This is a genomic window from Ralstonia sp. GX3-BWBA (genome assembly GCF_003290055.1).
Lineage (GTDB): Bacteria > Pseudomonadota > Gammaproteobacteria > Burkholderiales > Burkholderiaceae > Ralstonia > Ralstonia holmesii.
This window is the reverse complement of the sequence record NZ_QMKS01000022.1, coordinates 191203-213458: the sequence shown is the minus strand read 5'-3', so window position 1 is coordinate 213458 and position 22256 is coordinate 191203. Positions and strand designations below refer to the sequence as shown.

21 protein-coding genes are annotated in these 22256 nt (G+C 62.8%); 9 read left to right on the top strand and 12 right to left on the bottom strand.

The window, feature by feature from the left end:
* The first annotated feature begins 12 nt into the window (after nt 1-12).
* The 4 genes from DOD19_RS21390 to DOD19_RS21375 all read left to right on the top strand — a co-directional run bounded on the left by DOD19_RS21390 (nt 13) and on the right by DOD19_RS21375 (nt 3649).
* Entirely contained in the window at nt 13-1437 is a 1425-nt protein-coding gene (locus DOD19_RS21390) for an FAD-dependent oxidoreductase (protein ID WP_239498076.1), read from the top strand.
* A complete protein-coding gene (locus DOD19_RS21385) occupies nt 1437-2117 on the top strand; it encodes a c-type cytochrome (RefSeq protein ID WP_112187947.1) in 681 nt (226 codons plus the stop codon). Before DOD19_RS21390 ends, DOD19_RS21385 begins: the two co-directional genes overlap by 1 nt.
* A 66-nt stretch (nt 2118-2183) precedes the next feature.
* Nucleotides 2184-2873 (top strand): hypothetical protein, encoded by a 690-nt coding sequence (locus tag DOD19_RS21380; RefSeq protein WP_112187945.1) that lies wholly within the window; start codon nt 2184-2186, stop codon nt 2871-2873.
* 74 nt (nt 2874-2947) lie between these two features.
* On the top strand, nt 2948-3649 hold the full coding sequence (locus tag DOD19_RS21375) for a TetR/AcrR family transcriptional regulator (RefSeq protein ID WP_112187943.1): 702 nt from the start codon (nt 2948-2950) through the stop codon (nt 3647-3649).
* Nucleotides 3650-3759: 110 nt separating this feature from the next.
* Here DOD19_RS21375 and DOD19_RS21370 read toward each other — a convergent pair whose 3' ends face one another.
* The 3 genes from DOD19_RS21370 to DOD19_RS21360 are packed head-to-tail and all read right to left on the bottom strand — an operon-like array spanning nt 3760 to nt 8599.
* Nucleotides 3760-6867 (bottom strand): efflux RND transporter permease subunit, encoded by a 3108-nt coding sequence (locus DOD19_RS21370; RefSeq protein ID WP_112187940.1) that lies wholly within the window; start codon nt 6865-6867, stop codon nt 3760-3762.
* Complete coding sequence (locus DOD19_RS21365; protein ID WP_112187939.1) at nt 6864-8006, bottom strand: efflux RND transporter periplasmic adaptor subunit; 1143 nt, start codon at nt 8004-8006, stop codon at nt 6864-6866. The genes DOD19_RS21370 and DOD19_RS21365 overlap by 4 nt, the downstream gene beginning before the upstream one ends.
* A gap of 35 nt (nt 8007-8041) precedes the next feature.
* Complete coding sequence (locus DOD19_RS21360; protein WP_112187937.1) at nt 8042-8599, bottom strand: TetR/AcrR family transcriptional regulator; 558 nt, start codon at nt 8597-8599, stop codon at nt 8042-8044.
* Between the two features lie 79 nt (nt 8600-8678).
* On the opposite strand from DOD19_RS21360, the gene DOD19_RS21355 reads away from it, so the two are divergent.
* Both DOD19_RS21355 and DOD19_RS21350 read left to right on the top strand, forming a co-directional pair.
* Complete coding sequence (locus DOD19_RS21355) at nt 8679-10091, top strand: TolC family protein (RefSeq protein ID WP_112187935.1); 1413 nt, start codon at nt 8679-8681, stop codon at nt 10089-10091.
* 42 nt (nt 10092-10133) lie between these two features.
* On the top strand, nt 10134-10685 hold the full coding sequence (locus tag DOD19_RS21350; protein ID WP_024978796.1) for a hypothetical protein: 552 nt from the start codon (nt 10134-10136) through the stop codon (nt 10683-10685).
* A gap of 36 nt (nt 10686-10721) precedes the next feature.
* On the opposite strand, the gene DOD19_RS21345 is transcribed toward DOD19_RS21350, so the two are convergent.
* The 7 genes from DOD19_RS21345 to DOD19_RS21315 form a co-directional block, all read right to left on the bottom strand.
* Nucleotides 10722-10994 carry a hypothetical protein gene (locus tag DOD19_RS21345; RefSeq protein WP_024978797.1) on the bottom strand — a complete coding sequence of 91 codons (273 nt, stop codon included), beginning with the start codon at nt 10992-10994 and terminating at the stop codon, nt 10722-10724.
* A gap of 41 nt (nt 10995-11035) precedes the next feature.
* Entirely contained in the window at nt 11036-12727 is a 1692-nt protein-coding gene (locus DOD19_RS21340; RefSeq protein ID WP_112187933.1) for a long-chain fatty acid--CoA ligase, read from the bottom strand.
* A gap of 47 nt (nt 12728-12774) precedes the next feature.
* Nucleotides 12775-13491, bottom strand: coding sequence for a hypothetical protein (locus DOD19_RS21335; RefSeq protein ID WP_024978799.1), 717 nt, complete (start codon nt 13489-13491; stop codon nt 12775-12777).
* Nucleotides 13492-13514: 23 nt separating this feature from the next.
* Nucleotides 13515-15197 carry a choline dehydrogenase gene (locus tag DOD19_RS21330; protein ID WP_112187930.1) on the bottom strand — a complete coding sequence of 561 codons (1683 nt, stop codon included), beginning with the start codon at nt 15195-15197 and terminating at the stop codon, nt 13515-13517.
* 30 nt (nt 15198-15227) lie between these two features.
* Nucleotides 15228-16649, bottom strand: a complete 1422-nt coding sequence (locus DOD19_RS21325; RefSeq protein WP_112187928.1) for a coniferyl aldehyde dehydrogenase — start codon at nt 16647-16649, stop codon at nt 15228-15230.
* Between the two features lie 103 nt (nt 16650-16752).
* On the bottom strand, nt 16753-17709 hold the full coding sequence (locus tag DOD19_RS21320) for an alpha/beta hydrolase (protein WP_112187926.1): 957 nt from the start codon (nt 17707-17709) through the stop codon (nt 16753-16755).
* Between the two features lie 2 nt (nt 17710-17711).
* Complete coding sequence (locus DOD19_RS21315; protein ID WP_112187924.1) at nt 17712-19238, bottom strand: NAD(P)/FAD-dependent oxidoreductase; 1527 nt, start codon at nt 19236-19238, stop codon at nt 17712-17714.
* Between the two features lie 552 nt (nt 19239-19790).
* Here DOD19_RS21315 and DOD19_RS21310 point away from each other — a divergent pair.
* A complete protein-coding gene (locus DOD19_RS21310) occupies nt 19791-20000 on the top strand; it encodes a hypothetical protein (RefSeq protein WP_162634423.1) in 210 nt (69 codons plus the stop codon).
* Nucleotides 20001-20069: 69 nt separating this feature from the next.
* Here the strand turns inward: DOD19_RS21310 and DOD19_RS21305 are convergent, their stop codons facing one another.
* Complete coding sequence (locus DOD19_RS21305; protein WP_239498073.1) at nt 20070-20321, bottom strand: hypothetical protein; 252 nt, start codon at nt 20319-20321, stop codon at nt 20070-20072.
* A 157-nt stretch (nt 20322-20478) separates the two neighbouring features.
* On the opposite strand from DOD19_RS21305, the gene DOD19_RS21300 reads away from it, so the two are divergent.
* Together DOD19_RS21300 and DOD19_RS21295 are read left to right on the top strand one after the other, a co-directional pair.
* On the top strand, nt 20479-21186 hold the full coding sequence (locus DOD19_RS21300; protein WP_112187921.1) for a succinate dehydrogenase iron-sulfur subunit: 708 nt from the start codon (nt 20479-20481) through the stop codon (nt 21184-21186).
* Nucleotides 21187-21216: 30 nt separating this feature from the next.
* Nucleotides 21217-21564: a cupin domain-containing protein gene (locus tag DOD19_RS21295; RefSeq protein ID WP_112187919.1), complete on the top strand. Its 348-nt coding sequence runs from the start codon at nt 21217-21219 to the stop codon at nt 21562-21564.
* A gap of 203 nt (nt 21565-21767) precedes the next feature.
* Here the strand turns inward: DOD19_RS21295 and DOD19_RS21290 are convergent, their stop codons facing one another.
* Nucleotides 21768-22244 (bottom strand): hypothetical protein, encoded by a 477-nt coding sequence (locus DOD19_RS21290; protein WP_112187918.1) that lies wholly within the window; start codon nt 22242-22244, stop codon nt 21768-21770.
* Nucleotides 22245-22256 lie beyond the last annotated feature (12 nt).

Here is a 22256-nt window from a genome sequence, read left to right as displayed (position 1 = left end):
GGCTTTCTCGGCATGGCCGCATCGGTGACAGCAGCGGCGACGGCGGCGGCATTGCCGAAGGTGGCGAGCGCGGCAACGGCTGCGAGCGATGAGCGGGACGTACTTGAGGTGGCCATCATCGGTGCCGGGCTGGCAGGCCTGACCGCGGCACGTGACCTGAAGCGTGCGGGGTGCGAGTCCTTCGTGGTGCTGGAAGCGCGCGACCGCGTCGGCGGACGGACTCTCAACCACGACCTCGGCAAAGGCTACTTCTCGGAATCGGGTGGCCAATGGATCGGGCCGGGTCAAACTGCGGTTGCCGATCTGGTACGTGAGCTGGGTGTTGGCACGTTTCCCACCTACTGGCAGGGCAAGACCGTGATGCTGGCCGGTGGCGCGCGTACCGCAGTTGATACCGAGGGCGGGTTCGGCACGGATCCGAAGATTGCGCATGAACTCGAGGAGCTGGCCAAGAGCGTGCCGTGCGGCGCGCCGTGGAAATCGCCGCGCGCCGCCGAGTTCGACGCGATGTCGGTCGGCGATTGGCTGGTGAAAAAGAACATCGCAAACGCAGACCAGATCGGTTGGTCGACCGGCTTGGCGATCACGGGCGGCGCCTCGCCGGCGCGACTGTCGCTGCTGCACTGGTTGTCGATGGTCAATTCAGCCGAATGCAACTACGACCGGCTCGAAGCGGTCAAGGACGGCGCGCAGGGCACCCGTATCTCGGGCGGCTCGCAGATTCTGTCGATCAAGATGGCGGAAGCGTTGGGTAACAAGGTCCGACTGTCGAGCCCCGTGCTGCGCATTGAGAACTGGCAGAACGGACCGGTTGCCATTCATACCGCGAATGGTGTGGTCCGTGCGCGTAACGTGATCGTTGCGCTCGCGCCGATGCTGTGCAATCAGATCGCCTTCGACCCGCCGCTGCCGGAGAAACGCCGCGAAATGCAGCGCCGCTGGCCGGCGTTTGCGCCCGGACGCAAGACGACGCACGTCTACAAGAAAGCGTTCTGGCGCGACAAGGGCCTGAACGGCTGGATTTTTCAACCGGGGGGGCCGGTGCTTTGGGCGTACGACAACTCGCCGGAGGATGTCTCGTTCGGCGTCATCAACGCGTTCGTGCACATCAGCATGCTGCCGGCTGATCCGAAGGAGGCCGAGGCCCAACTCTCGCAGATCTATGCCGAGGCGTTTGGCGACGAAGCGCTGCACCCCATCGCATTCCATCAGCGTGATTGGCTCAAGGCAGACAAATGGACGCTGAGCTGCGTGTCGCCGATGCCGCCCGGTTTTCTCACCACGTACGGTGAAGCCCTGCATCCGTCTGTCGGCAAGCTGATCTGGTCGGGCACGGAAACCGCGGAAATCTGGGCGGGTTACATGGATGGTGCGGTGCGTTCCGGCCACAAGGCAGCGTTGCAGGCGCTGCAGGCCGTAGCCGGGGGGAAGGCTTGATGAATACCGCAACGAAACCACCCAGCCGCGGCAAGCGGATGCTCATCCTGTCAGGCTGGCTGCTGTTGGCAGCTGCCGTGGTCGGCGGCATCGTTTATGGGCCGGAAGTCTATGGCCTGCTGCGGATAAGCAATGAGGTCGACAAGATCTCGGACAACAACGCTCGTGTGAACGGCCCTTGGCCTCGCGCCAGCGATTCTTGCATTTACTGCCACGGCTTCGAAGGCAACGCCGTTACCCAAGCCTATCCGCGCCTGGCGGGGCAGAAGGAGGCATATCTCAGGAAGCAGCTCAAGGCATTCGCCAGTGGCGAGCGTAGCGACCCGACCATGACGCCATTTGCGCTCAGCCTGTCGGAGCACGAGTTCGAGTCGATGGTGACGCATTTCTCGCAGATGACGCCGCTGCCGAACACGAGCTTCCATGCCGATGCGGCCCGCGTGGCACGAGGCGAGGCGCTGGCCAAAGACAAGAACTGCGCCGCCTGCCATGGGCAGCAGCTCGAGGGGAAGGATGCGTATCCGCGATTGGCAGGGCAGGGCCACGACTATCTGGTCGACCAGCTCACGAACTTCAAGACTGGTAAGCGCCACGATCCCACCGGGGCGATGGCAGCGATGGCCGGTCCATTGTCGCAACAGGATATCGAGGACCTCGCGCAATTCATCGCCAGCCGATAAGAAAGAACTGATATTCGTGGATAAGCGCAATGGTGAAGACATTCATCAACACCACCGGAATTCATCATGGAACAAAAATACTATCTTTATTGCCTTGCTGATTTCACATTGATCACGGCTTCATTAATCTACGGGATCAAGCTTCTCAAGAAGCGCAACTTCCTCCTCGGGTTCGAGTGGCTGGTTGTGGCGTTCTCGGCGACGAACCTATTGACCAATGCATTAACCGGCGAACGGATGTTCTTGAACATCTCGCTTTTTTGCGATGCATTTTCCAGAACCGCCGGTGTACCGGTGATCGGGATCGCCGGCATGATGGCTGTGACGCATCGATACAAGCCATCGATGGGCGCTGATGTCATGTATGTGTTGGGCGCGCTGGCAGCAACTGTGGTGGTATGGACAGCAGATTTCATGGTGGGGCCAAAGCCTTACTTCTATCTGGTGATGTGGTCTTTGTTCTCGGTTTACGTCGTTTACGTGATCAAGAAATTGCTAAGCGCCGGAGAGAAGCGGATCGCTTTCGGCGTGATCCTGGCGTTGGTATCCGCACAGACGATTGCCAGCATCTATGATTTCTACCATATACCGGGTGACGATGATCACGCGGTTTTCTATACGATTGCGATGCTTGTCTGGGCTTATCAGTCCGTGGTGTTTTATTACGCCTATTGCGCTTTGGAGCGCGTGCAGGAAAAGGAACTGAGCCTGAATCGTGGTTATGCCCTTGGCGGTCTGGGGCGGACTTCGCACTGATCACGCCGTTCTTGTAGACATTTCTTTTAGAGGCTCCTGGAACGAGTCGGCCATACACTTTTGGAGTGGGTGCCTTGAAGCGTCAAAGCCGCGAGCCGTCCGCTAAACGCTGGGTTCGACGCAAGGAAACCCGGCCGCAAGAGCTGGTCTCTGCTGCGCTGGACCTGTTCGTTGTGCGCGGCTATGCGGCCACGCGGCTGGAAGATGTCGCCGCGGCCGCTGGGGTATCAAAGGGCACGGTCTACCTGTATTTCGCCAGCAAGGAAGAGCTGTTCAAGGCAGTGATCCAGGAAAACCTCTTGCCTGTGCTGGCTGAAGGCGAGGCCCTCATTGATACCTTCGAAGGGACCAGCGAGGCGCTGCTGCACGAGATTTTGATGCGCTGGTGGGAGCGAACTGGTGAATCCGCTGCCTCGGGGCTGACCAAACTGTTGATCGCCGAATCGGGCAATTTCCCCGATCTCATGCAGTACTACAGCGTGGAAGTCATAGAGCGCTATGACCGGCTGTTCGCATCCATCCTGGCACGCGGCGTGGCGCGGGGCGATTTTCGAGAAACCGACATCCAACAGACCACGCTGGCACTGGTCGCACCGATGCTGTTTCTGAAGATGTGGAAGCACTCCTTTGGCATCTGTGCAGCTAAAGCGCTGGAACCGAAGGTGTTCATCACGCATGTGGTATCGCTGCTGTTGCATGGGCTGCTACGCAATCCCTCTCCAGGTGCAGCACTTCCGGCGCCTCCGCCCCTGACTGCCCAGCCATCGGCCATCTAACCGCGAAGTTTCGACATGCCAAAAGCCAACGGGGTGCTCTGAAAGGCCACCCCCTTTGGCTTTAAGAGATCGACGCAGTGCAGGTCCTGCATATCAGGACTCGCATTGCATCAGGAGTGAGCGATCGATCCCGAGGCCGCACCGCTGCGACGTTGTTCAAGCCAGCGCGCCAGCCGCCCGCCGAACAGCAGTTCGTAAAGCACAGGCACCAGACCCAGCGTGATCAACGTGCCAAGCAGCAGCCCGCCGATGATGGTGAGCGCCATGCCCGCCCATAGGCTGCCGCCAAACAGCAACAGAGGGATCAAACCCGCCACGCACGTGAGCTTGGTCATCACGATGGGGCGCAGCCGCGCCACGGCAGCCGACACCACGGCTTCGCGCCTGGGCTTGCCAGCAGCCAGTTCGGCCTCGATGCGCTCAAGCAGTAGCACCGCGTTGTTCACGATGATGCCAGCCAGCGACAGGATGCCGAAGTTGGCCATAAAGCCCAGGGGCTCGCCGCCGAGCAGCAGTGCCGGCGCCACACCGATCATCGCAAACGGGATGATGCCCACGATCAGCGTCAGCTTGCGGAAGGAGTTGAACTGCCAGACGAACAGCAACAGCATGGCCACCACCGCGAGCGGCAGGTATGTCTCGAGGGATGCGTTGGAATCAGCGGCCTCCTCGATCTCGGCGCCCATCTCGATACGGTAGCCCGGGGGCAGCGTGATCTTTGCGATGTTCGGGGCAGCGCGGTCGACGGTCTGTTGCGCAGTGGCCTGCGTACTGCGGCCTTCCACGGTCAACGTACGCACCAGGTCGCGGCGACGGATGGCCGACGGCTCAGAAGACAGCGACACACTCGCCAGCGCAGACAGAGGCACAGGTGCCGCGCCGCTGGCCGGGTGGATCAGCGTGTTTGCCAAGTCTTCAGGGCGGGCGCGTTCAGCATCGCTGCCACGCACCACCAGCGGGACGAGCGTGTCGCCGTCGCGCAGGACGGAGACCTCCACGCCGGTATAGCGGGCACCGAGCGAGGTCGCGATGTCTTCGCTGCTGATGCCCAGGCGGCGTGCCTTGCGCTGGTCGATCTGTACGTCCACACGCGGCACGCGCGGGCCCCAATCATTGCGCACCTGCACCATCCCGGACAGCGGGCGCAGCACGCCTTCGATCTTGCTGCCAATGTCACGCAGTACGGTTTCGTCCGGGCCGCTGATCCGGTAGGCCACCATGCCTGAATCGTTCGTACTGCGTGAGAAGCGCTTGGCATCCACGCGCACATCGGGATAGCGCTGCGCCATCCATTGGCGTGTGCGCTCGATCATGGGTGCAACATCCTTCGCACTCTGCACGCTCACCGTGAAGTAGCCCACGTGCGAGGCCGGCAACGGCGGGTTGAGCACGAGCACGACGCGGGGGCCGCCATCTGCCACGTAACCGATGCTGGTCGTGACTTCGGGGTTCGCTTTCTTGTCGCTCAGCCAGTGGCTCAGGTCGCGCACCACGGCTTGCGTGCGTCGTGCATCGCTGCCTGGCTGCAGCTCAATTGCAACCTGGTACTGCGGGCGCTCCGACGGGGGCAAGAACCCGGTCGGCACGCGCGAGAGCAGAATCATCGAGCCGATGAACAGCACGGTCATCGCGGCCAGCATTTTGCCCTTGTGGTCCAGCACCTTGCGGATCACGCGCGCATAGCCCGCGTAGAAGCCGGTTTCTTTCGGTGGTTCGTTGGCGTTGTGGTGGCTGGGCTTCAGGAAGAAGTAGCACAGCAGCGGCGTCACCGTCAGACAGAGCAGCCACGAGCTCAGCAACGACAACGCCACCACGATCACCAGCGGCCGCAGGTATTCATTGACCGTGGTGCTGCCGAAGAAGAACGGTGAGAAGGCGAAGATGATGACCAGTGAAGAGGTCAGCAGCGGAATCCCTAGCGTTTGGCCAGCCCGGATGCAGGCCGTTTTGCGGTCTTCGCCCATGGCCAAGCGTCGCTCGACGTCTTCGGCAATCACGATGCCGTTGTCCACTAGCAGGCCCAACGCAATGATGATGGCCGCCATTGAGACGATATGCAGCTCGATGCTCAATGCGCGCATCACCAGCAGCGTGGCAAGAATCGTGAGCGGCACGATGCTGCCAACGATGATGCCGGCGCGCCAGCCCAGGAACAGCACCACCACTGTCATCACGATGACGATGGTTTCTTCCATCACGCGGTTCATGTTGCCCATCTCGCGCTCGACCACGTCGGCCTGGTAGGTCACGAAGTCCAACGAGAAACCGGCGGGCAACTGCTGCTCCAACTGAGCCACGCGCTCCTTGAGTTCTTGGCCCAGCATCTTGATGTTCTGGCCGGAGCGCATCGATACACCCAGCACCACGGCGTTATCGCCGCGGTAGATGGCTGCGGACTCCGGAGGATCAGCCGGCAGCACGCGTATCTGGGCGATGTCGCCCAGACGGACGGTAGCTGGCGCCGTGCCAGCACTGGCGGGCACGGCCAGCACGAAGTCGCGCAGCGCCTCCAGAGAGCGGATTTCACCTGAGGCGACGACAGCGCTGTTCAGGCCCGAGAGCACGACCTGCCCGCCCGAGAGCACGACGTTCTGCTGGTGCAGTTGCTGCAGTACGGCGTTGGCACCCAGACCCAGGCCGGCGAGACGTGTGCGGTCGAATTCGATATAGACGCGTTCGTCCTGCAACCCATGGAAGGTCACGCCCTGTACGCCCTTGATGGCATAGATGCCCTCGCGTAGGCGCTTGAGCGGCTCACGCATCTCGCTCATCGAGAAGCCCGGTGCTGTGACGGCGATCGAGGCGATGGCCACGCGGCCAAAGTCATCGTTGATTTGTGGCGGCAGCGTGCCGGCGGGAAATAGGGGGCGAGCCTCTTCGATCTTGGCGCGCATGCGTTGCCAGACCGGCATCAGATTGCGCACTTCATCGCGCAGGTTGACTTGCAGGATGACGGTGCCGGGGCGCACCGTGCTCGTCACGTGCTTGAGCTCTGGCAACTGGCGCAACCGCTCTTCCAAGGGGCGCGCGACCAACTGCTCCATGCGTTCTGCAGGCAGGCCAGGGTTGGCCACGATGACGATCGCGTCGCGGACGGTGGTGGAGGGCTCCTCTTGCGAGGGGAAGCTAAGGAAGGCAAAGACGCCCGATACCAGAATCAGCAGCGCAACGAAGAATGTCAGGCGGGTACTGTTGAGCGCGCTTTCGGTGAGTTTCATTGCGCGACCCCTTCCGTTGCGCCTTGAAGCAGGGTCTGCGTCGGATGTGCTTGGGCGAGCTGGCCTTCATGCAGGAAGGCGGTGCCCGCGACGATCACACGGTCGCCGGCCGTCAGGCCTTGCGAAACCGTGACGCGGCCCTCGCGCTGCACGGCGGTGCCCGCTTGGACTGAGCGGCGTTGCAGCTTGCCGGTCTGGTCCAGCACAAAGACGGCAGCCTGGCCGGGCTTGTCGCCCCACATGACGGCAGGCGCTGGCACGGTGATCGCGTTGGGCGCGGTGCGGTTGGCCAACTCGACCGACACGACGCCGCCGCTGCGCAGATGTTTCGAGGTAACCGCACTTTGCGGCACGCGGAAGATTGCCTGCACCAGCGAGCCGTTGTCGCTGCGGGCGGACAACCGTTCCAGTGCAAGCGGGAATGACTCGGAGTCGCTCTTGCCCTGGGCGCTGTCTCCGGAAGAAAGGGTAGCGGCGACGCTGTCGGGCAACATGGCAACCACCTCCAGCGCGTTGCCGGCCTGAATCTGCAGGATGGCCTGGCCCGGCGCAACATCAGAGAAAGGCTGCGTCAGACGTGCCACGATTTCGCCGTCAAACGGGGCAGTGATGTGGGTGAGCGCCAGGTCTCGGCGGGCCGTAGCAAGTGCGGCATCGGCTGCTGCCAGCTGACTTTGCGCAAGCTGGTGGGCGGCCCGTGCAGATTCCAGCGCCGTCTGCGAAATGATCTTGTCGCGTGCCAGCGCCTCTTGCTGCTGCAATTGGGCTCGGCGTTCTACCGCGGTTGCTGCTGCGGCGGCACGGTCGGCTTCTGCCTTGTTCAGGCGCCAGCGGGCTGGAGACTCGTCCAGCCGTGCAAGCACCTGGCCCGCACGCACCCGGTCACCCACCTCGACGGGAATGGCGACCACTCGCCCGGCGGCCTCGAAGCCCAGGTCACTGCGCTGGCGTGCCCGCAGCGTGCCGACGAAGCTGTCGGCGGATGCTCGGGCCTTGACCGCGCCGACGACTTCGACCTTGACCGGCTTGGGCGGTGCAGCCACCGGTGTGGCGGATGGGGTGCAGGCGCTCATGGCGAATGCTGACACCACGGCCGCAAGAGCCGTGAGCCCGGCGGTGGGCTGGAAATGGGTACGCATGGGACAACCTTTGAATCGAAGCGATGGGGCAGGGGTTAGGGCAGACCGCGCGCCAGTTCTTCCACCGTCTTGCGCATGGCGGCGCGCTGGTCGGGGGGGAACTCGTGCAGTTGAAGGAGTTCGAGCAGCAGCAGGCCGTCCAGCGCAACCGACAGCAGTTGCGCAAGACCGGCCTTTGGGCCGTGGTCCAGTGCGTCATAGCCGCGCGCGAACAACGCCTGGACTGGCGGCAGCAAGTGCGGGTGAGCGGAGGCCGCCGACAACATATTGGCCATGAGCTTTTTCCGGCTGGCAGGCATGTCGAAGGTGAAGCTGGCCAGCTCGGCCATCTTTGCCCGTAGCGAAATCGGCTTGGCATCGTCCGGCGCTGGTACGCCGACCTGTGCGTCCAGCTCGGCCACCATACGCTCGACCAGGGCGGTGAGCAGATCGTCACGTGTCTTGAAGTGATAGATCAGCCCGGCTTTGGTGATGCCGACGGCATCTGCCGTCGCCTGGATGGTGAGTTGGGTCACACCACGCTCGGCCATCAGGTCTGCTGCGGCATCGAGAATTTTGTCGCGAGAGTTGGAGGACTCATTGGGTGTTGCCATGGCATCTCCTCGTGTTTGAACTTTACTATACGTATAGTATAGTTAAAGAAATCAACTCGTCAATGCCCGGAGCTATTGCATGCACCCCCTGATTTCTTCCGCTGCCCCCGTATTTCGTCGCGCCACGCGCCAGACGCTGCTCGGCGCAGCGGTGCTCACTCTGATTGGATTGGCCGGCTGCGCCACGGCCCCGGTGGGCTCCGCGCCGGCGGCAACCGCCGTCAACGTGCCTAGCCAGTGGAGCGAAAGCGCAATCCCCATCCAAGGTGTCGTGGCTGCCGAGTGGTGGCGCGACTTTGGTAACAATGAACTGAATACGCTGATTGATACCGCCCTCAAATCAAACCGAGACCTGAAGATCGCCGCCGCGCGGCTGGCCCAGGCGCGCGCACTGACCGATGGGGCACAGGCTGAGCGCCGGCCGCAGCTGGGCGCTGTGGCAGGGGCACAACGCGGCCGGGAAACGGGTATCGATCCGCGTGCTGAGCGTAGTTTCGCCGGCCTGCGCGCGAGTTGGGAAATCGATGTCTTCGGCCGAGGGGCTTTGGCGATCGACGCCGCCGAGGCCGACGCACAAGCCGCCTCCCAGGCGTTACGAGCAACCCAGATCGCGCTGGCGGCCGATGTGGCAACCGCCTATTTCGAGTTGCAGACGCTTGCGCACCGCGTGGCGTTGAACCGTGAGGCGATTGCCGTTGCGCAGCGCCAGGTCGAAGTGGTTCGCCGCAAGTTCGACGCAGGGCAGGCGACGTCGGTCGATGTGGACCGCTGGCAGGCAGAGCTGGCGCAGGAGCAAGCCGCTACCGAGCAGTTGGATGGTTCGCGGCGGATACGTCATCGACAACTGGCCGTGTTGTTGGGCGTGAGTGAAGCGCCGGCGTTGAACTTGCAGGCGACCGCCACCGTGCCGCAGCCGCCGGCGACTTTGCTGCCTGGCGAACTGCTGGAGCGCCGCCCGGACGTCTTGCGTCAAGCTCGCGCGCTGGATGCTGCGCTGGCACGCGTGGGTGTAGCGCGTCGAGAGGTCTACCCCCGACTGCAGATTGAGTGGGCCAACACGCGTGAACGGACGGCGATCGTTGGCCAATCCGCGTCTCCGCAGGTGGTATTAGGTTACGGCGTTTCGCTGACGTTGCCGATCCTGGACGGCGGGCGTATCCGCGCCAACATCGCGGTCAACGAGGCTAAGGCCAATGAGGCAATGGCCGAGTATGAAAAGGCCATGCTGGCCGCACTGTCGGACGCCGAGGTGGCCTTGGCACAGTGGTCCACCTCGGAAGCCTCTTTGACCAAGTGGCAGCAGGCGCAGGCTGCGGGCGAAACTGCTGCACAGCGCGCGGAACGCCTGTTCGATGCCGGCCTGACAGATGCGAGCTCGGTATTGGATGCACGGCGCAGCTACTTGCGCGCGCAGGATGCCGTCAGCCAGGCGGAAGGCGCGCGTTGGACGGCTGCCGTGGGCCTGCGCCGCGTGTTTGCCGGCGCGGTTTGATAGGAATATGGGGCAGCTTTTTCGCCAATCAGGAGGCTGCGCATGAGCCAGGCACAAGCGTCCGAAGATCGGCAACTCCGTTTTGAGGCATGCCGCTTCGCGATCGATACGTTCGTGAAGATCCACCTGGAACATATCGAGGGCGCAAGACTGCTGCTCACAAGCCATCTGCGCATGATGTTCACGCTATCGCTCGGGGCACTGGCAGGATTGATCACGCTGTATGCGTCGATCCTGCGCTTTGGCGCCGTCGACCTTCACGCCGCTGGCAGCATGGTGCGCGTGGGCTTTGCGATGGCGGCGGTTACGTCCATGGTGGCATCGGCGCTGCTGTCCGCCGCATGCCTGCAGCGTGCTAGTGCCGATGCGGCTCAGCTCCTGCGCGATCCGTTTCCAGATACGGACAACGCGTTGACGAACATCTTCGATGCAGTCGATGCGAACGAGCGCCAGATCCTGCAGTCAGTGAATCGGGCATTGGAGACGCGTGTGGCACGGCACCCCGGGTTCGATGCCAACACGCGCACCCCGACCGTACTGCTGGTGGTCGGGGTTGTCATGGCGGGGCTGTCGTTCTTTGAGGCTACTGTCTGAGTGGCCGATCGATGTTTTCGGAGTGCTGCCCCGCGATCAGCGCGGGCGACGCGCGGCATCCGCCGTCGGCTTCCAGTGCAGGACACCGAACAGCAGCGTCAGCAGCACGCTATCGAACAGCGGTCCCTTGTGCAGGGCCACCTTTCGGAAGCAGATCAGCACTTCAAGCGCATGCACGGCGAGCAGCACCGCAGCCGCGACACGCACCCAGTGGACGGCGTCCGGCGCCAGCGGCAGCGCCGTCAGGTAACTGCCGGCTGCGACGCCATACACAAAGAGCAGCAGCAACTTGCTAGCGACGGTGAACACGGTGGAATCTCCAGAGGTGGATGCGGATTGTGCCCATCGGCTCAGCTTGCGGTACTTGCAGCCTTCGCGGCTTCCTGCTCCTGAAGCTCGCGCCACATGATCTTGCCGGTGCCCGATTTGGGCAGTGACGCGACAAATTCAACAATGCGTGGTGCCTTGTAGGCCGCCATGTTCTCGCGGGACCACGTGATGATGTCGTCTTCGGTCACGGCCGGCGCATGCCGTGCATTGCGCACGACGAACGCTTTCACCGTCTCGCCCCGATGCGCGTCGCGCGCGGCAATCACGCAGACTTCCTGGATGGCAGGGTGGTAATACAGCATGGTCTCCACCTCGGCCGGCCACACTTTGTAGCCCGACGCGTTAATCATCCGCTTCAGACGATCCGCCATGAAGAAATAGCCCTCCTCGTCCATTCTGGCGAGGTCGCCGGTACGCAGAAAGCGCTTGCCGTCGATTTCGATGAACGCTTCGCGCGTGGCTTCCGGATTGCGCCAATAGCCTTGCATCAGCTGCGGGCCGTGCGTCACGATTTCGCCGGTCTCGCCTTGCGGCAATGCTTCGAGTGTCTGCGGGTCGATGATCCGGGCATCGACATCGAACATGGGAATGCCGAGGCAATTCGGCTTCGGCCGGTGCGGCGGGTTGATGTGCGTCGGGGCGATCGTCTCCGACAAGCCGTAGCCTTCGATGTACTCGATGCCGGTCTTGTCGTGCAGTTTCTTGGCGACGGCGTCCGGCATCGCCGCGCCGCCACCGGCCACCACACGCAGGCTCGACAGGTCATAGTCATCGAGCTTCGGGTTCGAAAGAAAATCGATGGCCATTGTTGAAATGGACCACCAGTCCGTCACACGGTGATGCTCGATCGCGTGCGCGGCTGCATCACGATCCCAGCGTGGCAGTACGACCACGGTTGCGCCGCTGAAGAGCGGCGCGTTCAGCCCACTCTGCATGCCCGTCACATGAAACAGCGGCAGTACCGACAGCAGGATCGAGTTCTGCGTGCCGCTCGCCCAGTTGACCACGCCGAGCGCCGTGCACATCGCGCTGCGATGCGTGTGCATGCATCCCTTCGGCTTGCCCGTCGTGCCCGACGTATACGGCATCACGCAGAGGTCGTCCGGCCCTGCGGTCAGCGGCCCTGGCGCAACGCGCGCATCCAGCATGTCGCTCCAATGCGTGACGCCAATGCGGTCACCACCGTCGATATGGCGTGGCGCGCTGACGAACTCCGGCGGCGTGATGCTGGATGGCTGCTTCAGATAGTCGCTGTACGTCGCGACGATGGTGTGCGCAAGCTGCCCGTCAGCATCGTCGGCGAGCGGCGCGATGCGTTCGTATAAATCCTGCGCCACGAAGGCGGTGCGCGCACCGCTGTCCTCGACGTAGTGACGAAGCTCGTCCGTCATGTTCATCGGATTGATGGGTACGACGACGGCGTTGGCGCGCAGGATGCCGTAATAGGCGAGCATCCATTGCGGGCTGTTCTGCATGTACAGCAACACGCGGTCTCCGGCCTTCACGTTGCAGCGTTGCTGCAGATACCCGGCAATCCGTTCGGTCTCGTCCTTGAACTCCGCAAACGTGATCGGCGTGTCGTAGAAGACGATGAACGGCTTGTCCGGATAGCGGGCCGCCGAAACCTCCGCGTTGAAGTACAGATTGGTCGCGGGTAGCGTCAGATGACGGGGAAGGTGCGCCGGCCAGTGCGCGGAGGTTTCCGGGGGCATGTTTCGACTCCAAACATCACGTGGGTAATAGACAGGCAGACAGGGTGTTAAGCCCGGGCGGCATTCGGCACGGCAAGCGTCGGCGCGCGACGCATCAGTTGCCAGCCGAAAATCAGCATCCAGATCGGCAGGGCGAGGACGGCGATGGTCTCGCCCGCATCTGCGATCGAAGCAAGGCTGGGGAAGAAGCCGAACACGAAATAGCACCCGAAGCCCCAGCCGACGATATGGAGAAGGAACGATCCGCGCCAGCCCGCTTTTTTGAGCAGTCTTCCGGCAATCGGTGTCCAGAAGAACACGAGCGGGCCTTCCACCCACCAGAACCCGCTTTGCGTGGCATTGGCGATGGCGGTCCACACGGCTGCCGCTGCAACCTTCGCGCCGTCTTCCCCGCTGGCATATACATGGGCGAGCGGATGGATGGTCGACAACTGGAGCACCGCCCCAGCGATGCCGCAGACGATATAGACCGCGATGGCGATGGCGATCATTTCGCGGAGCGCGCCAAGCTCTTCACGAAACGTGTGCAGGAAGTAGCCGCCAATGGCCACGAACGGCAGATAGAAGCCCAGCACGTCGGCCAGCATCCACCAGCGGAACAGGTCACGCGCTTGCGCCGGCAAGGCCAGCATTGCGGGGCCGTGAGGCACCATTTCGATGTCGCCGCCCGTGACGACCACCGACAGGGCGATGGTGGCGCAAGCCGCGAGACCGCCAAGGATGGCGCTCCAGGCCGTGAACCTGGCTGCGTTATACGAGTTCATATGCATCAATCTCCAGGGATACCTCAGGTGTTTGCATGACGGACTTCTCGGTGATGGATCGCGGACTGCGCGGCGGAGGTTTGCGCCTCTTCGCGCATGCCGGGCGTGACACGGCTGACACCGCGGATCAGATCGACGGCCTTCTCACCGATCATGATGGTGGGTGCGTTGGTGTTGCCGCCGATCAGGGTCGGCATGATCGACGCGTCGACAACACGCAGCCCGTCCAGGCCGTGTACGCGCAGTTGTGGGTCGACCACGGCCATCTCGTCCTGGCCCATGCGGCAGGTGCCGACAGGGTGATAGACGGTATCGGTGCGCTGCCGCAGGACTGCGCGGATGTCGTCATCGGTCTTCACGTGTGGGGTGAAGAGGTCGCGCGTGGCCCACTTGGCCAGTGCGGGCGCCTGCATGAGCCGGCGCGTGATCTTGAAGCCGGCCACCATGTCTTCGACATCGCGCGGGTCATCGAAGAAGGCCGGGTCGATGAGCGGTGCGGCGAGCGGATCGTTACTACGCAGCGTGACCGCGCCCCGGCTGTGCGGACGCAGCAGGCAGACGTGGCACGAGAACCCATGGCCCAGGCGCATGCGGCGCGCGTGGTTGTCGACCATTGCCACCACGAAATGCAGCTGGATGTCGGGTGCATCGAGCTCGGGGCGTGTCTTCAGGAAGCCGCCACCTTCGGCGAAGTTCGTCGTCAGCATGCCGCGCCGCTCGCGGCGGAAACGCAGGATCTCGCCCAGCATGCGCACACCGCCGCGAAGTGAGACGCCAATTGTGTCGAGACTGCGTGCGCTGTAGCCGAAGACGAAGTCGGGATGGTCCTGCAGATTGCGCCCCACGCCCGGCAGATGCTGCACGGCCTGGATGCCCACGCGTGCAAGCTCCTGTGCTGGCCCCACGCCAGACAGCATCAGCAACTGCGGCGTCTGGAGCGCACCTGCAGCCAGCACCACTTCGCGCCGCGCGCGCAGTGTGCGTACCGTGCCGTTCTGCAGCACCTCCACGCCAACGGCGCGCTTGCCTTCGAACAGGATGCGGCGGACTTGCGCGTGGGTTTCGACCGTAAGATTGGCGCGTCGGCCGATATACGGGTGCAGATACGCACGCGCCGCGCTCCACCGTTCCCCCTGCTTCTGCGTGACCTGGTAGATGCCGATGCCTTCCTGTTGCGCGCCGTTGAAATCGTCCGTGAGCGGCAGGCCCGCCTGGCGGGCGGCTTCCAGATAGCGTGCCTGGAAGGGATTGTCGGTGCGCAGGTCGCTGACATTCAGCGGGCCGTTGCGGCCGTGCCATGTGTTGTCGAAGCGTTCGTTGTGCTCGCTGAGGCGGAAGTAGGGCAGCACGTCGTCATACGACCAGCCGCCGTTGCCCAGCGACGCCCAGTGATCGTAATCGCTGCGGTGGCCGCGGATGTAGACCATCGCGTTGATGGCAGAGGAACCGCCCAACATCTTGCCGCGAGGCTGGTAGCCGATGCGCCCACCAAGCCCGGCCTGCGGCACGGTATCGAATGCCCAGTTATTGAGACGGGTTGGCACCATGGCGACCGCGCCCGCCGGGACCTTGACCATCATGCCGTCGCCATGCCCCCCTGCCTCGAGCACGCAAACCGAGACGTTCGGGTCTTCGGACAACCGGCCCGCGACCACGCAGCCGCCCGAGCCGCCGCCGACGATGATGTAATCGAATTGTTGATTCATGATGTTTCTCTCGACAAGCAACCGACGGGATCAGGCAATGCGCGACAGCACGCGCAGCAGCCAGTTGAAGATGTGGCCGTAGGGCGGGTGGAACAGCGCGGTGCCATTCCAGCGGGCCTGATGAAAGACCGGCTTGCGCTTGCTGAAGGTGTCGAAGCCCCACTTGCCGTGGTAGGCCCCCATGCCGCTGGGGCCGACGCCGCCAAAGGGTTGGCTCTCTTGCGCCAGGTGCCACAGGCAGTCGTTGATCGTCACACCGCCCGATACGGTTTCGCGCAGTGCGCGATTGCAGCGCGATGCATCGTCACCAAACCAGTACAGCGCGAGCGGGCGGGCGTTGCGCTGGACGTACGCCAGTGCATCGTCGAGGTTTGCATATTCGACGATGGGCAACACTGGGCCGAAGATCTCTTCACGCATCAAACGCGTGGCGACGGGGGCGCCAATCACGAGCGTGGGCGGGAACTTGCGTGATGCCGCGTTGAACGCTTCGCCAGCCGGGTTGACCTCGATCACGCGTGCGCCTGCGGTGCGCGCCTCGCGGACCATCTCTGCCAAACGTGCACGATGGCGTTCGCTGATGACGGCGGTGTAGTCGGGGTTGGAAGCGAGCTTCGGATAGAGCTTCGTGATGGCCCGCTCCAGATGCGATGCGACGTTTTCCGCCGTACCTGCGGGCACGAGCAGATAGTCCGGCGCGACGCAGGTTTGCCCTGCGTTCAGCAGCTTGCCGAATGCGATGCGTTGCGCTGCAACCGCGACATTGCACGACATATCAAGAATGGCTGGTGATTTGCCGCCGAGCTCCAGGGTGACCGGTGTCAGGTTGGCCGCCGCCGCTTGCGCCACGTCACGCCCCACCTGGGTCGAACCCGTGAAGAACAAGTGATCGAACGGCAGGCTGGCAAAGGCCTTGCCCAGTTCAACATCGCCGATGGCGACATCGAGTTCATCCGGGTTGAATATTTCGCGCGCCATCGAAGCGAGCAACGCCGACAGCCGTGGCGTGAGCTCTGACGGCTTGATCAACACCCGGTTGCCGGCCGCAAGCGCGGCAAGCGCTGGCCCCAACGACAGTTGCAGCGGATAGTTCCACGGCGCAATGATGCCCACCACGCCCAGCGGCTGCGGCATGAGCCGGTTGTAGGCGGGGCGGAAGTGCAATGCAGTCGGCACGCGCTGCGTGCGCATCCACTGCTTCAGGTGGCGCCGCGCATGACGGATGCCCGTGCGCACGACAAACACCTCGGCAAGTCGGGTTTCGTGCGCCGAGCGGCCTTGAAAGTCGGCGTCGATGGCACGCACGATGTCAGACTCGTGCGAGTCGAGCCAGGCCGCGAGCCGATCGAGACGGGACAGGCGCGTGGCCAGTGTCGGGTCGGGGTCCAGCGCGAAAGCCTGGCGCTGGCGTTCAAAGCTGGCGACAAGCTCGGTTGGGGAGCCTTGCAGCATGGTGTCTCCTATGCGCTCTCGATTGAGAGATCGCAGCAACGGCTGTTTTTGTTTTGGTTGTGCGTGGATGCCGGCCAGGTGGTCCCGGCACGCCGGAACGTACTCAGGCGGAATGCCTGCTGGCGTTCATCTGTTCGGCTGCGGAAGCTGCCGTATTGCGTTTCGCATGTCCGGCAATCAGGTCGACCAATAACGGCGCGACGCCCTCCGAGATGTCGTGGCCCATGCCGCGAATGGTGACCATCTCTGCATCGGGGATGGCAGCAGCAGTTGCGGTGCCGCCACTGGCTGCCACCATCAGATCCCGATCGCCGTGCACCACCAGCGTCGGCACCCGGATGCGGCGGACTTCTGCTGTCCGGTCACCCGACTTGATGATCGCCCCGAGCTGGCGAGCCACGCCTTCGGCATCCATCGCCTGCTGGCCTCGGTCCCACGCGTCGGCGGCGTAGGCGCGTCGCGCAGCGTCGTCCACGGGGTACGTCTGCGTACCGATGTGCGCCATGATCGCGCTGTAACGCTGCACGGCTTCGTCACGCGTGCGTGCGGGCGGCTTGGTTAGCATCGACATGCTGGACATGGCCGGCTGGCCGACCTTTCGCGAGCCGGTGGTGGAGAAGATCGAGGTGAGCGACAGCGTGCGGTGCGGATGGCTACCGGCGATGATCTGCGCGATCATGCCGCCCATCGACATCCCCACGATATGCGCACGCGCCACACGCAGATGATCGAGCAGGCCAACCGTATCGGCGGCCATGTCTTCAAGGCTGTAGCCGGAAGGCATCGGCAATCGCAGGAATTGCCGCAGCAACCCGGGCGGCTTCTGCGCGATGCGGGAGGAGCGGCCGACGTCGCGGTTGTCCAAGACGATGACGCGAAAGCCACGTTGCACCAAGCCGTCGATCATGTTGGCGGGCCACGACGTCAGTTGCAGGCTCAGGCCCGCGACGAGCAGAAGAGGCTCAGCGCTTTCGAGCCCGTACGTGCGGTAGCACAGGCGGACACCGGTCGGCGCGTCGCAGAACAGATCGTGCGCTTCATCCATGGCGTGGATCGACATGATCAGGCTCCCACCGCTTGCCGGGCCTGCGAGCGCGCCGTGCTGCCCGCTTGGTTGGCGTGCTCAAAACGCAGGAACGGGTTTTCGACCGGGCTGTCTCCCAGGTTGGCGACGTCGACGTTGTAGTCCTCCGACATGATCCAGGGCGTTTCCAGGCCCTGGCAAGGCATGCTCTGGATGGCGCGCTTAACGTAGCCGGAGCCGAGGTTGAGCAGCGGAAGCTTGGGCATGTCAGCGTCGGGAGCCTTGGGCACGCAGATCGCGGAGCCGGTGCGATCCATGTGGTCGAGCATGCGGCAGAAGTGTTGCGCCAGCAGCCCCAGCTTGAGCGTCCACGACGAGTTCGTGTAGCCGATGGAGAAGACGTAGTTCGGCACGCCGCTGAGCATCATGCCTTTGAAGGTCACCGTGCTGTGCAGATCGACGGGCTCGCCATCGACAATCAGCTTGATGCCGCCGAACAGGCGAATGTTGAGCCCGGTGGCAGTTACGACGATATCCGCCGGCAGCTCTTGCCCCGACTCCAGCAGGATGCCGGTCTCCGTAAACGTCTTGATGTGATCCGTCACCACGGATGCCTGGCCTTTGCGTATGGCCTTGAACAGATCTCCATCGGGCACCGCGCACAAACGCTGATCCCAAGGGTCGTAGGGCGGGTTGAAGTGCACGTCGATCGGATAGCCCTTGGGCAACTGGCGCTTGTTGAGAAAGCGGATGAGACGCCGCGCAAATTTTGGCCGCTTCTTGCACAGGTACCAGATGCCGCGCGAAATGGCGATGTTCTTGCGGCGCACGAGTGCATAGGCCCACGCATGCGGTATCACTTTGCGCAGCGTGTTGGCGATGACGTCCTCCGAGGGCAGGCTCACGACATAGGTGGGCGTGCGCTGGAGCATCGTCACATGCTTGGCCTTGTCCGCCATGGCCGGCAACAGCGTGACGGCGGTGGCGCCGCTGCCGATCACCACGACACGCTTGTCTGTGTAGTCGAGGTCCTCCGGCCAATGCTGCGGATGCACGGTGCGGCCCTGGAAGCGTTCGATGCCTTCCAGCTTCGGGGTGAAGCCCTGATCGTGGTGGAAATAGCCGGCGGCGCTGAACAACCATTTGGCCAGGATCGTTTTGCGTTCGCCCGTATCCGTACGCTCGACCTCGACTGTCCATAGGGCTTGAGCGCTGGACCACGATGCTTGAATCACCTTGTGGTTCAGGCGGATGTGGCGATTGATCCCGTACTCAGCGGCGGTCTCACGCAGGTAGGAGAGGATATCCGCCGCCCCGGCAATCGACTTCTTGTACGGCCATGGCTTGAACTCGTAGCCGTAGGTGTGCATGTCCGAGTCGGAGCGGATGCCGGGATAGCGGAACAGGTCCCATGTGCCGCCGGTGACAGCGCGCGATTCCAGGATGACGTAGGACGTGCCCGCGCGCTCCGTCTCCAGGTAACGCGCGACACCGATGCCAGACAGGCCGGCGCCAACGATGAGGACGTCCGCATGCTCTGTGGGCGGAAGGTGATGTACGGTCACAGCGTGTCTCCGGATTGGGGCGAGGTGCCCAGGGCTGGGGAGCAATGTGGGTGGCAGCGCTGTGGTCAAACCCGAGGTTTTCGGGCTGCGCTCCGAACCCCGCGTCGCTGCCATACGCAGGCCCTCCCCAAAAAACGGCACCTGAAGTACGTATTATCGGCCTACAGTTAGCGTTCTATCGGCCAAATATTAGCGTTGATACGGCCTAGATTCAAGCTGGGGTGAGGTAGGGAAAACACCCAGGCGATCGGGCGCAAAGGATGTGCATGTCGTCTAGTCTGTGTGTGGCGGGACACGCGTCAGCGAACGGCGCCGCCTTGCCGCAGAATGCAAGCCGCCCGTAACGAGCGGCATGGCTGTAGGAGGTCGATCAGTGAACGTGGCCACGAGCTAGGTGATGGGCGCCCCGTAGTGGCGGCAGCGATCCGCAGACTCAACCGTAGCGTGTTGCTGCACTGAGTAACGTCCACCGTTGAGAGTCCAGGCGCGCTCGTCTCTCGCTATATCTCGGTGGACACGCAAAGCAACGCGCAAGCGCCGCTGCGGCCTGACTTGACCGACCTGGATTTCGCCTCGACCCGGTCTGCGCAGCGCACGTTGTGGCACCCGTGGATGGAACTGGCGGTCAGCTTGACGCAGGACCTTCAGGAACTGCATGAGTTGTTGCCGGTGTCACCGCGCACCATCGTGGCCTACGTTGACAGCCACATGGAGGCCATGGCTAAACTCCTGCGGATCGAGTGCGCCGAAGTAAAGATGTGAGAGCAAAACCTCGGTCAATGGATGGCTGTGTGACGCCGTTTGGTCACCGTGCGCCTAGACCTCGTGAAATCAAAAACCGGACGACAGGTACTGTTCTCGCACCGCCAGCCCGGCGTAAGGCAAGTTGCTCGCGGTGACGATCGCCACGTAGTCGGAAAATCGATACTGCAACCGTGCCGTCTGCAGTGGCGATCCGCTCAATACCTCTGGTGATGGATCACCCATTGTCGACGACGTTGGCATACCGAGCGCATATCTCGCGCCATCCCAGGCGGCCGTTGTGTCGCCGGCGCCCCGCCCAGAACTGATCCACGTCACCATGACCGACTTTGCTTTTTATATCACGTTGCGATATATCTAAAGGATGCATGCATAAGATGATGTCGCGAAGCGGTGCCCTCATGGCCGCTGTCAGAACCACGTGCGTAGCAGTGCCTATGCGCAGCGATGCTGGTGCAGGGAACGACGGGAAAACTCCATGGCCGAGTCCAGAACGTTCGACATCTTCCGCTACGATCCGGACCGTGACGCCGCGCCACACATGCAGACGTTCGAGATCGACATCACGTCAACTGACAGGATGCTACTCGACGTCTTGGTGCGGCTGAAGGCGCTCGATGAAACGTTGAGTTACAGGCGCTCTTGCCGGGAAGGCGTATGCGGTTCAGACGCGATGAACATCAACGGCAAGAACGGTCTTGCCTGTACGACGAACCTTCTCGATCTGCCACGCCATACGGTTTTGCGCCCGTTGCCCGGCTTGCCGGTCGTCCGCGACCTGATCGTCGACATGACGGCATTCTTCAAGCAATACCACTCGATCACGCCATACCTGATCAACGATACGCCACCACCTGAACGCGAGCGCCTCCAGTCGCCGGACGAACGCGATCAACTTGACGGGCTCTACGAATGCATCCTGTGCGCCTGTTGTTCGAGCGCCTGTCCATCGTTCTGGTGGAACCCCGACAAATATGTTGGCCCAGCGGGGCTTCTGCAGGCATACCGCTTCCTCGTGGACTCACGCGATGAGGGCACGAATGCACGGCTCGACAATCTCGAGGATCCGTATCGACTGTTCCGCTGCCGCTCGATATTGAACTGCACCGACGTTTGCCCGAAAGGACTGAACCCAGCGAAGGCGATCGGCGAGATCAAAACCATGCTAGTACGCCGGATCATTTAAACCGTTTTGGAGAAAGGAGCAAAAACCATTATGGCAACACCACGAGCGGCGCCAGGGGAACTGATCGACGTGCGACCGCTCGGTCCGGGCGTGAAGAGCGCCAAGTCGGTCACTCTCATGCGGTCCGACCATCTCGAGGTCATACGGCTCGTGCTTCCTGCCGGCAAGCGGATTCCCGAACACCGCGCGCCAGGTGAAATTACCGTGCAGTGCCTCGAAGGAAGCTTGACGTTCGGCACGGACGTCGCTGTACGCACGATGCACGCCGGGGACTTGCTCTTCATGGTGCCGGGCCAAGCGCACTGGCTCGAGGCGCTCGACGACGCGTCGGTACTGGTCACGCTCTATTTGCCGCAGGGTCACGACGAAGGGAGGTGAGGCAATATCGTCGGCTCATGGGGCGACGGCGTGCGAACGTCTATACAGATCATGAGCGCACCGAGCTCTTTCAGCTCTTGGCGTCAGCGCCCGGAATACGCCACGTCGAGATCACGGAGAAGTGGAGCTCGTTTCGGCGGTGCGTCAGCTCACTTGAGCGCGGACAACGGGGAATGCCGTTGCTCGGCCGAGCGATACGCCGCTCATATTTGAAAAGGGGGCGTCTTGCGCTTGCGCCGTCCGATTGAAATGTGGATCCACAGGGCGATGCACACCACCATGCCCGCTGACCAGTGCAACACTTCTGCACTTTGACGCACCAGTTCGCCATTGACGTAGTACAACGCATAACCTGTCAGTACCAACGCGATCGTCAGGATGACCAGCATTGCGCCAGCTGTGCGATTGCGCTGTCGCACCCACGCGTTGCGGATGTGCGGGCCCCACAGCATGCCGAACAGATACAAGCTCATCATGGCGGCAGCGCCATGCAGCTTCATGCTCCACGCCAGCGCTAGCGTGCCGGTGTCGCTGCCTTCGTCGAGGAAATGCAGTGCGAGCCAGGCCAAGCCGGTGATGAAGAGCACAGCAAACACGCCATACACCATCCACCGCCGTCGGCGGCTCAGGCGAAACGCGCTCTCGCGCACATGGTGGGGAAAACGCGGAGAAACAGACATGGTCTACGAGGC

What these genes read in the sequence shown, in the direction of transcription:
- DOD19_RS21340 (WP_112187933.1), bottom strand. Translation starts at nt 12,727, where the DNA reads ATGCCCCCGGAAACCTCCGCGCACTGGCCGGCGCACCTTCCCCGTCAT.
- DOD19_RS21330 (WP_112187930.1), bottom strand. Translation starts at nt 15,197, where the DNA reads ATGAATCAACAATTCGATTACATCATCGTCGGCGGCGGCTCGGGCGGC.
- DOD19_RS21355 (WP_112187935.1), top strand. Translation starts at nt 8,679, where the DNA reads ATGCACCCCCTGATTTCTTCCGCTGCCCCCGTATTTCGTCGCGCCACG.
- DOD19_RS21325 (WP_112187928.1), bottom strand. Translation starts at nt 16,649, where the DNA reads ATGCTGCAAGGCTCCCCAACCGAGCTTGTCGCCAGCTTTGAACGCCAG.
- DOD19_RS21300 (WP_112187921.1), top strand. Translation starts at nt 20,479, where the DNA reads ATGGCCGAGTCCAGAACGTTCGACATCTTCCGCTACGATCCGGACCGT.
- DOD19_RS21335 (WP_024978799.1), bottom strand. Translation starts at nt 13,491, where the DNA reads ATGAACTCGTATAACGCAGCCAGGTTCACGGCCTGGAGCGCCATCCTT.
- DOD19_RS21350 (WP_024978796.1), top strand. Translation starts at nt 10,134, where the DNA reads ATGAGCCAGGCACAAGCGTCCGAAGATCGGCAACTCCGTTTTGAGGCA.
- DOD19_RS21365 (WP_112187939.1), bottom strand. Translation starts at nt 8,006, where the DNA reads ATGCGTACCCATTTCCAGCCCACCGCCGGGCTCACGGCTCTTGCGGCC.
- DOD19_RS21320 (WP_112187926.1), bottom strand. Translation starts at nt 17,709, where the DNA reads ATGTCGATCCACGCCATGGATGAAGCGCACGATCTGTTCTGCGACGCG.
- DOD19_RS21290 (WP_112187918.1), bottom strand. Translation starts at nt 22,244, where the DNA reads ATGTCTGTTTCTCCGCGTTTTCCCCACCATGTGCGCGAGAGCGCGTTT.
- DOD19_RS21370 (WP_112187940.1), bottom strand. Translation starts at nt 6,867, where the DNA reads ATGAAACTCACCGAAAGCGCGCTCAACAGTACCCGCCTGACATTCTTC.
- DOD19_RS21390 (WP_239498076.1), top strand. Translation starts at nt 13, where the DNA reads ATGGCCGCATCGGTGACAGCAGCGGCGACGGCGGCGGCATTGCCGAAG.
- DOD19_RS21295 (WP_112187919.1), top strand. Translation starts at nt 21,217, where the DNA reads ATGGCAACACCACGAGCGGCGCCAGGGGAACTGATCGACGTGCGACCG.
- DOD19_RS21385 (WP_112187947.1), top strand. Translation starts at nt 1,437, where the DNA reads ATGAATACCGCAACGAAACCACCCAGCCGCGGCAAGCGGATGCTCATC.
- DOD19_RS21305 (WP_239498073.1), bottom strand. Translation starts at nt 20,321, where the DNA reads ATGGTGACGTGGATCAGTTCTGGGCGGGGCGCCGGCGACACAACGGCC.
- DOD19_RS21380 (WP_112187945.1), top strand. Translation starts at nt 2,184, where the DNA reads ATGGAACAAAAATACTATCTTTATTGCCTTGCTGATTTCACATTGATC.
- DOD19_RS21360 (WP_112187937.1), bottom strand. Translation starts at nt 8,599, where the DNA reads ATGGCAACACCCAATGAGTCCTCCAACTCTCGCGACAAAATTCTCGAT.